The 12,279-nt window shown below is 38.2% G+C and carries 10 protein-coding genes and 2 pseudogenes; 7 read left to right on the plus strand and 5 right to left on the minus strand.

All coding sequences use genetic code 11. The features are described 5' to 3' along the window. Positions 1-68: 68 nt before the first annotated feature. Together FFO06_RS02760 and FFO06_RS02765 are read right to left on the minus strand one after the other, a co-directional pair. Positions 69-293 carry a hypothetical protein gene (locus FFO06_RS02760; protein ID WP_162501167.1) on the minus strand — a complete coding sequence of 75 codons (225 nt, stop codon included), beginning with the start codon at positions 291-293 and terminating at the stop codon, positions 69-71. 121 nt (positions 294-414) lie between these two features. Beyond that, entirely contained in the window at positions 415-1,674 is a 1,260-nt protein-coding gene (locus FFO06_RS02765; protein WP_137906658.1) for an HhoA/HhoB/HtrA family serine endopeptidase, read from the minus strand. A gap of 658 nt (positions 1,675-2,332) precedes the next feature. On the opposite strand from FFO06_RS02765, the gene FFO06_RS02770 reads away from it, so the two are divergent. Next, complete coding sequence (locus tag FFO06_RS02770; RefSeq protein ID WP_137906659.1) at positions 2,333-2,551, plus strand: DUF4327 family protein; 219 nt, start codon at positions 2,333-2,335, stop codon at positions 2,549-2,551. Positions 2,552-2,756: 205 nt separating this feature from the next. Next, complete coding sequence (locus FFO06_RS02775; protein WP_137906660.1) at positions 2,757-3,374, plus strand: Uma2 family endonuclease; 618 nt, start codon at positions 2,757-2,759, stop codon at positions 3,372-3,374. Here the strand turns inward: FFO06_RS02775 and FFO06_RS02780 are convergent. From FFO06_RS02780 to FFO06_RS02790, 3 genes and pseudogenes are all read right to left on the minus strand, one after another. Further along, positions 3,360-4,616 carry an FHA domain-containing serine/threonine-protein kinase gene (locus FFO06_RS02780; protein ID WP_137906661.1) on the minus strand — a complete coding sequence of 419 codons (1,257 nt, stop codon included), beginning with the start codon at positions 4,614-4,616 and terminating at the stop codon, positions 3,360-3,362. The two genes, FFO06_RS02775 and FFO06_RS02780, sit on opposite strands and share 15 nt — an antisense overlap. 40 nt (positions 4,617-4,656) lie before the next feature. Beyond that, positions 4,657-5,697: pseudogene (locus FFO06_RS02785) on the minus strand (serine/threonine phosphatase); the annotation flags it as partial. A gap of 357 nt (positions 5,698-6,054) precedes the next feature. After that, positions 6,055-6,639, minus strand: coding sequence for an rRNA large subunit pseudouridine synthase E (locus FFO06_RS02790; protein WP_137906663.1), 585 nt, complete (start codon positions 6,637-6,639; stop codon positions 6,055-6,057). Between the two features lie 65 nt (positions 6,640-6,704). Here FFO06_RS02790 and FFO06_RS02795 point away from each other — a divergent pair, with 65 nt between their 5' ends. The 5 genes and pseudogenes from FFO06_RS02795 (at position 6,705) to FFO06_RS02815 (ending at position 11,951) form a co-directional block, all read left to right on the plus strand. Then, positions 6,705-7,577, plus strand: coding sequence for a phosphodiester glycosidase family protein (locus FFO06_RS02795; protein WP_137906664.1), 873 nt, complete (start codon positions 6,705-6,707; stop codon positions 7,575-7,577). Between the two features lie 447 nt (positions 7,578-8,024). Beyond that, positions 8,025-9,923, plus strand: a complete 1,899-nt coding sequence (dnaK, locus tag FFO06_RS02800; protein ID WP_137906665.1) for a molecular chaperone DnaK — start codon at positions 8,025-8,027, stop codon at positions 9,921-9,923. A 456-nt stretch (positions 9,924-10,379) separates the two neighbouring features. Next, positions 10,380-11,021, plus strand: a complete 642-nt coding sequence (locus FFO06_RS02805) for a hypothetical protein (protein WP_137906666.1) — start codon at positions 10,380-10,382, stop codon at positions 11,019-11,021. 244 nt (positions 11,022-11,265) lie between these two features. Then, complete coding sequence (locus FFO06_RS02810) at positions 11,266-11,586, plus strand: hypothetical protein (RefSeq protein ID WP_137906667.1); 321 nt, start codon at positions 11,266-11,268, stop codon at positions 11,584-11,586. Continuing rightward, positions 11,583-11,951, plus strand: a pseudogene (locus FFO06_RS02815) (aspartyl protease). The gene FFO06_RS02810 and the pseudogene FFO06_RS02815 overlap by 4 nt, the downstream one beginning before the upstream one ends. Positions 11,952-12,279: the final 328 nt, after the last annotated feature.

The raw sequence follows: 12,279 nt of genomic DNA on the forward strand, positions 1-12,279 counted from the left end.
TATTATTATTAATTAATATCACAAGAAGATGCCCGCACCACAAGAGTTTTATTATTAATATCTGTACTTCATAATATCGGGAACTGCTGTAACTCCTGATCATCTTGATCAATATCGTGTTCTTGACGCTGACGAGTGGATAACACAGCAATTAAGTTATGTACTATTACTATAATATCCCCAAGGAACGGACTAAGTAGGTGAACGAAAAAAAACCGACATAAGTAACCAAAAGTAAAGTTGCCCAAAACCTCTTTCCTGTTAAGAGTTAAGAGTTCCCTGTCAACTGTCATGTCAACTGTCAACTGTCAACTGTCAACTGTCAACTGTCAACTGTCAACTGTCAACTGTCAACTGTTAAGAGTTCCCTAAAACTAAAAAACTTTGTACCTCAAGAGCATGGGAACTGCTATATTAACTGTTTTTATTAACTGGTAAAGGTGCGGGTTTAACTAAAACTTGAAAAATTCTGCCATTACGCTCTACTTGCACTTGTAAAGGAATACCAATTTTACTATTTTCTACTAGTTTTTGCACTTCATCAACTTTCAAAACTGGTTGATTATTAATACTTTTAATCACGTCTCCTGGCCTTAGTCCAGCAATAGCTGCGGGTGAGTTGGGAACAACTCTAACTAATAAAATTCCTTGACTTGCGGCTAAATTGATTCTATCACCAAATCTAGTAGTTATTTTTTCCTTGACTTCCGGTGTGAGTGTTACCATTTGTATTCCCAAATAAGGATGATCAACTCTACCTTTAGCAATTAATTCTTCGGCAATTTTTTGGACTGTATTTATAGGAATGGCAAATCCTAAACCCTGAGCGCCTTGAATAATTGCTGTATTCATGCCAATAACTTCACCACGGGCATTTAATAATGGTCCACCGGAGTTTCCGGGGTTAATTGCTGCGTCTGTTTGCAGATAATCAACGCGCTTATCACTCGCACCAATATCACTACTAGAACGATCTGTAGCACTGATAATTCCAGATGTGACAGTATTATTTAAACCCAGAGGATTACCAATAGCAATCACAGCTTCTCCTGGTTGTAAGGTGTCAGATTTACCTAAAGCTAGGGTAGGTAATTTATTCGCATCAATTTGAATAACCGCCACATCCGTGACTGCATCTTCCCCCAATACTTTACCTTTAAAAGTTCGGCCATCTTTAAGAGTAACTGTAACTAAATCAGCACCGTCTACAACATGAGAATTGGTGAGAATTTGTCCAGATGAATTAATTATAAACCCAGAACCGCTACCCCTTTCTACTCTTGCTCTGGGTTGTGATGGAATTACATTACCAAAAAAGCCGCGAAAAAAGGGATCAGAAAATCCGTCAGGAACTTGAGTAGTGACGGTTCTAGTTGAATCAATGCGAACCACAGCATTGCCAGTTTTTTGGACTACTTTAACGACAAAGTTAGGATCTCCAGAGGAGGAAAAGATCGGAGGAGGAGCAATTTCTGTTCTGGGTACGGTGGTTTTTTCTCCTTGTCCGTTACTGGTTTCAAGTGAGGTGGTTTTCTTCAAACTGTTGCAACCTCCCAGCATGAAAACGATTACACCACAGGCTGCAATCCATTTTTTACCTTTATTTCCCAATTTTTGCCCTAAAAACCTGGTATTAATATTTTTAGCTGATTTATGATTATTGATTCTCATCATCTTTCTTTTCAAAAAATATTGAAGGTAAATTGTAGCTAAGTTTATCAGATTATCATAATTCGTCCCTGACTTTGTGGACGCTACTAAGCAAGGGGGTCGCACCCCAACAAATTCCTTCGGGGAAAGGCACTTTTGGTACAATCCCAAAAATAATTGTGTCTAAAACACTTGCCATTATTCCATAGATATGTTGTAATATGTTAAGAATCAAAATAAAATAAACGAACGAAATATAATATGCAGCCATCGAGCCGCAAAGATAACCATGGTTAACTATCTTTCACACAAAACATTTATTCCACAACTAAATTTGAAAAATTCCCATCCATCCCCAAAAAAAATTTAAATTTGAAAAATCCCTGTCAATCTTCTCTAACTGCGTTATGATAACTATCACAGGACTAAAAACCTTGTAGACCGCAAATCGTCACTACTATTTGCCTAATTGGCCTTTAGTGGTAGTAATTACCGTACAAAACCGAAACCGAAACCGAATTCTCTAGCAATTTACTATCATTAGTTATGGTACACTGGAAAAGTTAGAACTAGCTAGCTATATGCCACCAACCATAATTGCTCCACGCACAGGTAATAATTGCTAACGGAAAGCTGTTTTAATCAAGCATTTACACACAAAAATCTGAAATACACCGAGGTTATGATTCAGCAAGTAATTCACCCCATGGTGAAATTGCAACGTAACGTGCAATCACTGGTAGAATCCAATATTATCAAACCCCATGATAGAATTTGGAAGATTGCCTTACTCTATGGCGATGAGTGGCAACATTGGAAACAAGAGTTGTTAGACTTTGGATTTAGCACCCAAGATCCAATTAGCGATTTATTGGCGGTAGAAACATGGGACGACGAATAAACATTTATTGTATACCAGCTATTTCTCTGTAATAGATTCAGGCGCAAATACTCCTACCTGTAGCATAGCAATGGGCTTGCGTCCCATTGTCCTTGCTTTAATGGTGGGTGAAATTAGCCACAATTCTATTATAGATTTAGCACAATAAAAATAGACATTTCAGTATCCTAACATACTCAGCCATCTTGATGAAGGCAGATAAATTATGGTTCAAGCCTTACCGAAAGCCAAATTAGTAACCTTTGAGGAGTTTATTAAATGGAAACCAGAAGGCGGATTTTATGAACTGCATGATGGGGAAATTATCGAGATGAACCCACCATTAGGAAAACACGAAAGCAGAACAGGGTTTTTGTCCAGAAAACTGACAGTTGAGTTTGACCGATTAAATCTTCCCTATTTTATTCCTAAACAGGCACTAGTTAAACCACCAACAACGAAATCAGTCTATTGTCCAGATGTTTTGTTGATAGATTCCACTAACTTAGTTAATGAACCGTTATGGGAGAAAGAGTCAACTGTTATCCAGAGTGATTCCGTACCATTACTTATTGAAGTTGTCAGCACAAATTGGCGAGTTGATTACTATAGAAAATATAGTGATTATGAAGAAATGGGAATTAAAGAATACTGGATTGTTGATTATCAACCTTTTGGCGCTTCTAAATTCGTTGGTGAACCAAAAGAGCCGACTGTATCAGTTTGTTCTTTAATCGGTGATGAATATCAAATAAAGCAGTTTAGAGACAATGATCAAATAATTTCACAAGTTTTCCCTAAATTAAACCTCACCGCTAACCAAATTCTTCTATCTGCTGACTGATTTTAATGCCTGAGCTAACTCTTGTGCGGTATGATAACGACGCGCAGGTAAAGGTTCGGTAACGCATTCAATGACCTGTCTTAACTGATTAGTAATGGCGGGTATACCCTTAACATCAAAGCGAAAATTTCGCCCCTGTTGACGATAGAATTTTAAAGGATTTTTCCCAGTTAATAAGAAAATTAGCGTTGGACCAATAGCATATAAATCAGATTGGGTAAGTGGTTGTCCGCGTTCCTGTTCAGGAGCGCAATAACCCTCAGCGCCGATTCTTGTCCCTGGTTTTGTACCAATTTCCTTGACAGCCCCAAAATCTAAAACCACAATACTATTATTACTACCCCGCACCATCAAATTAGCTGGTTTAATGTCCCGGTGAATTAGTGGCGGTTCTTGGCTATGAAGATAATTTAGAATATCACAAGTTTGTACCATCCAGGCGATCGCTTGTGGAGGTGTGACAGGTCCTGTTAACAAAATCCGTTTTTCTAGATCTTGTCCGTGAATTAATTCCATGGCCAGGTATTTTTTACCATCTTCCACAAAGAAATCATAATACTTAGGAATTCCCTCATGATTAAGGTATTTGAGAATACTTGCCTCTCTCTCAAATAACTCTCGGGCTTTGGGAATTTTTGCCATATCAGCATTCATTTGTTTTAATACCAGCAATTGTGGTACATTAGTAGTATGACCTGTAGCATCCCAAGCTAAATAGGTAGTACCCATGCCACCTTTACCCAAGGTGCGTATTACTTGATAATAGCGAATAGTCTTTTGTACGAAAATGGGTTGGCCACAATGAACACAAAATATATTTCCCGGATCATTTCCTTCATGGGTACAACGAGAAGCAGAAGATACAGGTTTTATCACCTGATTAATTTCCCCAGCCAGGGAGGATAAAGGGGGAGTAATTACAGGAGATAATTTCTGAATTTGCACCTGGATTAAAGGTCCACCTATCGCCAATTGCAGGAGAGAATTATCTGTGAGTATAGACTTGGTAATTAAACTACCATTAAGGAAAGTGCCATTAGTACCTTGACTAATGATTTCCCAATTGTATCCCTGGGGATTAGTAGTATGTCTTAGTTCTAAATGATATCTAGAAACAGAATTATCACTCAAGACAATGTGATTATCTACCGCTCGACCAATGCGAATGACGGTAGAATCTTGAAAGTGCCACTGCTGGAGCGGTGTTTTTGTGATTTTTTCTAATAGAGTCAAAGTAATCACAATACAACCTAAAACCTCAGAACAAAAAACTAACAAAAAACTAAATTGATGACAAAGCGGGTTGAGATGGGGAGACTTTTACTCGTACAAGTATAGCCGTAATGTTATCATGACCATTATATTCATTGCCCAACTCAATTAAATTTTGAATACCCATTTCTAAGTCACTATCATAACTCAATAAAGGTTGAAGATGAGTTTGCCAGTGAGTTTCTAAGCATTCATTATCTGATAAACCATCTGATACCAACAGCAGAAGCATATCCTCATGAATATCAAAAACAGATACATCGGGATCGAGGTAATTTTGATCACGCGGACCAAGAGCCTGGGTGAGTTGGTAAGCATCGGCGCGGCCATAAGCTATAGTTGGTTCTACACCCCTGGAAATTTCCCGTTGACCGACTTCATGATCTATAGTTAGTTGTACTAGTCCTTCCCTGGGAGTTAGGCAATAAAGACGACTATCTCCTACATGAGCGATCGCTGCTTGCTGATCCTGAAGTAACAACATTACCAAAGTAGTACCCATGCGTCCCATTCCCGAACGGGCTTGTTGTTGATTCAGGTCGTAAATGGCTTGGTTGGCTAAATAAACCGCCTCTTTAATACTTTCCTGATTAGGTAATTCCCCGCTAGTCCAGGTTTGTTGAAAGTATTTACGGATAGTATTCACAGCCAATTTACTGGCCACTTCACCTCCGGCATGACCACCCATACCATCACAGAGAATATACAAACCCCTCTTTGTGAGACTAGCACCCTCTGGTAATTCTTGTTTGTGAACTTTGCTATCAATAGCAAAATAGTCTTCATTATGATTTCGTTGACGACCAGTATCAGTATATGCCGCATATTCCCAACTAACTAACGGAGGGGATAGCGGTATATTTGTCATCTGATCACTGACAATTCTGTCCTCCGTTTCATGGTCTAAGTCTAATTGCAAGATAGTCAGGGAAGAATCCGGGTTTTCTCCAGACGATACTTCCACCGTATCCGTGGATATTTCTGACATAGACAACAGAGAACAAGTATTTTCCAATTGTGTCAGAGTTTGCATCTGCTCAGACTCAATATCCCTTAACCGTATATCCGCGTCACCAAAATAATTTATATCTAATACCACATTATCATGGGTATCAAGGCGGATTTTATCAGTTAGGGAAGTGCCACAATTTTGACAGAATTTATTATGATCAGAGTTGGGAAATGTACACTGGGGGCAAATCAGCATCATAGAAGTTCCTTGATTTTCCTGTTTCAGGAATCAATTGGCATTGATTATATATAAGATAATACTGGTATTTTACCTAAGGGCAAAATTCACAAAAGCTTGATTCCTAGATTGAGTTAAGGTAGGTTCACTACGTGAACTATAGGCAAAACCCAACCTATCAAAAAATAGCGAAAGTATTGAGTACTACAGTAGATTAACTTACTTTTCCGGTGCATAATTGAGCCTAGTTAATTCTGTGGGAGTAAGTTCTCGCCATTGTCCTGGTGCTAAATCATGTAATTGAATATTAGCAATACTCACCCGAATCAATCGCAAAGTTGGAAAACCCACAGCGGCCGTCATACGACGAACTTGGCGGTTTTTGCCTTCAGTGAGGGTCATTTCCAGCCAAGCCGTGGGAACACTTTTACGAAATCTAATGGGGGGAATGCGTTGTGTCACCGATGGTTCTTCTAACAATAACCTAACTTGGGCGGGGGCAGTGCGATAATCTTGAATTTTCACTCCAGTTTGTAACTGATTAATGGCATCTAGGGTAGGAACGCGTTCCACCTGCGCCCAATAGGTACGTTGATGACCAAAGCGGGGATGAGCGAGACGATGCTGTAACTGTCCATCATTTGTTAACAACAGTAGTCCTTCACTATCCCAGTCCAAACGCCCCACAGGATAAACGTCGGGAACATCTATATACTGTTTGAGAGTGATATGTTGAGGACTTTCTTGAGTAAATTGGCTCAGGACTCCATAGGGCTTGTGAAAAATGATATAGCAATTATTCATAAAATATAGGAGTCAGGAGTCAGAAACAAGAAGAAAGAAGAAATCAGAGTTAATAAAAATCAATTATGCCAATTACTAAAATCAGCCGTAGATCCTTTTTATTTCTTAGTGGAGCAACCCTAGCACAGGGATTAACAATCACATTACCCAGTTACGGCCAAGCTGTACAGGTCAACAAAAGTCAAATTAATGGTATCCCTTTTTATCAGACCATAGTTGACCTCACAGACCCAAAAAACTTAATCACAATGGGTTTAGCCAAAAATGCCACCTTTGCTAACACAATTCAAAAAACCAGTGGTGATGAAGAATTTAATAAATTAGTGCTGCGTTATGGGGCTACAGTAGTAGCCAACGGCACATTTTCCGCCAAAAATCCCCAAAAAACAGTTATGGGTAACATGATAGCAGGGGGGAAATTTCTCAAATACCGTCCTTGGGAAAACTTTGGTACTACTCTGGGGTTAGGAATTGGCAACAAACCGGAAATAGTCACAGCCAGAGCAGACGGTAGACCAGAATGGAATAAACATTGGTTTTCCCTAACTGGTGGACCGAGACTATTGCGACAGGGGGAAATTTGGCTCAACCCCAGAATTGAAGGTTTTAAAGATCTCTCTGTGTTGGGTAATAGCACTCGAACAGCCATTGGTTTTACCAAAGACGGTACAAAGCTTATTTTAGCGAACTTTGAAATCGCCCTCTCTTTGCAGGAAGAAGCGGAGGCAATGAAAGCCATAGGTTGTTATGAGGCCATGAATTTAGATGGTGGGGCTTCTAGAGCCTTAGCCACTAAAAATAGTATTTTAGTTCCTTCCGGCAGACCTTTAACTAATGTAATTGTCATTTATGATGCCACTAATCCTGCTCCTGCTGATTTACAACAGGCATGGTTGAGGTTTCAGAAAGGAGAACGCCCTCCCATACCTGCTTCATAAAATCAGGCAATTACCAATTACCACCCCTGAATACAGATTGAGGGGTATAATTTTCTCTCTTTAATTCTTAATTTTTAGCTCCCCACAGGGCTTGACGGCAAATACGACTATAAAGTTACGGTTCACCCCAATTCCTGAAAGTATTAATTCTCATACATTAGTCAATGTGAACGCACATTAATTCATGAGATCACTAGACATAATTTATAAAATTCACTGTTCCCTTAACGGTTCGGTAAACCACCCTTAGGCATATGGCTACCACTAAGTTTATATGATAAAAGCCTAGTTTGGGGTTTAATTCCCAGCAGAGCCTAACCCAATTGATTGCCATTGACAATTAGTTAATGCAATTTTATCAAAAAAGAATTCAGTAGTGTTCTGATGCTCTTTTTTTATATTCTCTCTGAGTTCATTTAGTAATTTTATACGGAGTAAAAAACCAAAATGGCAAAAGTAGTTGGAATTGATTTAGGTACGACTAATTCCTGTGTGGCAGTAATGGAAGGTGGTAAACCCACAGTTATCGCTAATGCGGAAGGTTTTAGAACAACACCCTCTGTATTTGCCTTTGCTAAAAATGGTGATAATTTAGTTGGTCAAATCGCTAAACGTCAAGCGGTAATGAACACCGAAAATACCTTTTATTCTGTAAAACGCTTTATTGGTCGTCGTTATGACGAAATCACTAATGAAGCTACACAAGTTTCCTATAAGGTTCTCAGTAGCGGTGGTAACGTTAAAATAGATTCTCCCGGTGCTGGTAAACAATTTGCACCTGAAGAAATTTCTGCGAAGGTTCTTCGCAAATTAGTGGAAGATGCTAGTAAGTACCTGGGGGAAACTGTTACCCAAGCAGTAATTACCGTTCCCGCTTATTTCAACGACTCCCAACGTCAAGCCACTAAGGACGCTGGTAAAATCGCTGGTATTGAAGTATTACGGATTATCAACGAACCTACTGCTGCTTCTCTAGCTTATGGTTTTGATAAGAAGAGCAATGAAACTATCCTCGTATTTGACTTGGGTGGTGGTACTTTTGACGTATCTATTCTGGAAGTTGGTGATGGTGTATTTGAGGTACTATCAACCTCTGGTGATCCTCACTTAGGTGGTGACGACTTCGATAAAAAAATCGTTGATTTCTTGGCAGAAAAGTTCAAAAAAGATGAAGGTATTGACCTCCGTAAGGACAAACAAGCTTTACAACGTTTAACAGAAGCGGCAGAAAAAGCTAAAATCGAACTTTCTAGCGTTACCCAAGCGGAAATTAACCTACCATTTATCACCGCTACCCAGGACGGACCAAAGCATTTAGATACAACTCTGACTCGCGCCACTTTTGAAGAACTCTGTTCTGATTTAATTGACCGTTGCCGCATTCCCGTGGAAAATGCTCTCAGAGACGCGAAATTAAATAAAACCAATATTGACGAAGTTGTTCTTGTTGGTGGTTCTACTCGGATTCCTGCTGTTCAGGATGTGGTTAAGCGGGTTTTAGGTAAAGAACCTAACCAAAGCGTTAACCCTGATGAGGTGGTAGCTGTTGGTGCTGCTATTCAAGCGGGAGTTTTAGCAGGTGATGTTACAGGTATCTTATTGTTAGATGTAACACCATTGTCTTTGGGTGTGGAAACCTTGGGCGGTGTCATGACTAAGATTATCCCTCGTAACACTACAATTCCCACCAAAAAATCAGAAGTGTTCTCTACTGCTGTAGACGGACAAACTAATGTGGAAATTCACGTTCTCCAAGGTGAGAGAGAATTTGCTAATGATAACAAGAGTTTAGGTACTTTCCGCTTGGATGGTATTCCTCCTGCTCCTCGTGGTGTTCCCCAAATTGAAGTTACTTTTGATATTGACGCTAACGGTATTCTCAATGTTGCGGCTAAGGATAAGGGTACTGGTAAGGAACAATCTATTAGTATAACAGGTGCTTCTACTCTTGACAAGAATGATGTAGAACGCATGGTGAGAGAAGCTGAGAAAAATGCTTCTTCTGATAAGGAGCGCCGTGAAAAAATTGAACGCAAAAACCAAGCTGATACTTTAGCTTATCAAGCAGAAAAGCAGTTACAAGAATTGGGTGATAAAGTCCCCGCTGCTGATAAGACTAAGGTTGAGGGTTTAGTTAAAGAAGTTCGGGACGCTATAGCCAAGGAAGATGATGCTCAAATCCAGAAATTAACACCAGAACTGCAACAAGCTCTGTTTGCTATTGGTAGTAATATTTACCAACAAGCTGGTGGTGATGCTGGTGCTGCTGGTGCTGAATCCCCCGGTGGTGGTTCTGCTCCCTCTGGTGATGATGTCATTGATGCTGATTTTACCGAAAGTAAGTAGTTCTACTAGGGTCAGGGGATACGGCTCTGACTTAATTAATACCCACCAGTAGTAAAACTGAGTGGGTATTTTTTTATGCCAACTAATTTATACTATTAATTTATACTAAGATAGTTCTTCCTTATCAACTTCATGATAACAAATTTAAAAGCAAATGTCAACCCCTACATCTTCTTTATTGGGGTTTTTTTTGCAAGCAAAAGCCTCGATGATTTTTAATAGTCGTTTTTTAAGTTAAAATAGACAATACACTTTAATCAAGTGATTAATCATGACAAAATCTACACCGCAAAGGGTTGTCCGTCGTGGTCGAGTATTTCGGGAAATTCAGTGGACCCAAGAACAAAAAGCTCACAGAAAAGCCAGAAGACAGGCTTTTTCTACCTGAGAAGTAATCAATTGTCAAAATAAACTTTTTCTCCCAACTAATTATTAAAAGTAACAAGGTAGATAAAGATGGCTTACAGTGATTTTAAATTAAGTGAAATTATCCAAAAATTTGAATTGACATTAAATGAAGTATCAGGATTATTTGCAGATGTACCAGAGGAAGAACCTAGTAATTTACTAACAACAATCCTCAAGGAAAATGTTGATTTAGCCGTTTCAATTAATACTGAGAAAGCCCGTTCTGAGATGATAATTAGTCCAATTTTACTTGAAGTAAGAAGAAACTTAAATAATGAAATCAGTTTATTTTCGGGAGTAGATTTTAATGTTGATAATCAACAAGGTTTAAATGGTTTTTGTGATTTCCTAATTAGTCTTTCTAAAGAACAGCTTTTTATTCGCGCACCTATAATTACATTGGTAGAAAGTAAAAATGAAAACTTGAAATTAGGTTTAGCTCAATGTATAGCTGAAATGCTGGCTGCTCAATTGTTTAATCAACAAAAACAAAATGCGATTAAGATTGTTTATGGTGCTGTAACTATCGGTACTATTTGGCAGTTTTTGAAGTTAGAAGATAAAACTATTTCTATTGATTTAACCGAATATTATATCAAGGATGTGAAAAAGATTTTAGGAATTTTAATCAGTGCAATAATATTATCAACTCACAAACAATTCATAAATAACAATCCTGTAAATCCTTAAATCCTGGACATCCTGATTCTGACAAAAAAATCCTTACATCTCACAGACAAAATTTTTTGGCAGATCAAGTTAAACTCAAGCAGAAAAATTAGGTAAATAAAATTTTTCTGGCTGGAATTTGTCAAAAATATCAATAATCCGAGTCACATCTGCGAAATGTGAGGTGCAAGCAAAAGCCTCGATGATTTTTAATAGTCGTTTTTTAGGTTAAAATGGACAATACACTTTAATCAGGTGATTAATCATGACAAAATCTACACCGCAAAGGGTTGTCCGTCGTGGTCGAGAATTTCGGGAAATTCAGTGGACCCAAGAACAAAAAGCTCACAGAAAAGCCAGAAGACAGGCTTTTTCTGATCGTTGTTGGGTAATTTTTGAGCGGTTAAAACCGGAAATACTTGATAAATACTATGGTTGGTATATTGCTATTGAACCTGATAGCGGGGATTATTTTATTGATCAGGATCAAGAGGTAGCTAGTAAAATGGCCAGAGAAAAGTATCCTCATGTCATTCATCATATTTATGGCATTAATGAAACGGGAGTTAGTGGCCGCATAAGATAGAGGGTAGATTTGGAGATAAAGGTCAAATTTATTTGGAAATTGATTTAATTGATGGAGATAATTTCAGTTTTTCTGTAGAAACAATGTTAGACACAGGATTTACTGAATATTTAGCCATGAATAAACAAGATTTACAAAGTCTTGATTGGCCTTTTTTAAGACAAAATAAATTAAGAACTGCTCAAGGAGAAACTGATTTTGATGTTTATCATGGTAGGGTGATTATAGATGGTCAAGAGTGGGAAATTCCTGTATTTGCTGGAGATGAAATACAGTAAATTTTACTGGGTTCTCGATGGTTGAAGTTGTTTGTTTTAGTTGCTAATTATGGTGAAGATAGGGTCAGTTTAGAGTTAAATAAATAAATTTTAAAACTATATTTAGTTTACACTTCCAGAAATATTAGATATAGATATCATTCTCAAAAATTAATTTTAGAATTAGTACAAAGAATGCTGGTTTACAAATTCTCAACCTATAGCTGTTAGGAGTTAGAAGTAATGTTTGGATTAACAGAATGGCAAAAAACCCATTAAAAACCATTCCTAAACTGTTAAATAAGGGACTAATTAATAGACATCTCCGACTTCTGGAAGAAGCCGGAGATCTAAGTACAACAAAACTAACCTGTAATCGTTCCCGTTACAGGAGAACTAGCACTAGCATACTCTTTAATAGGCATTCTACCCGACA

Origin of the sequence: Dolichospermum planctonicum, assembly GCF_005402965.1 — a bacterium.
In the GTDB taxonomy this organism is placed as follows: domain Bacteria; phylum Cyanobacteriota; class Cyanobacteriia; order Cyanobacteriales; family Nostocaceae; genus Dolichospermum; species Dolichospermum planctonicum.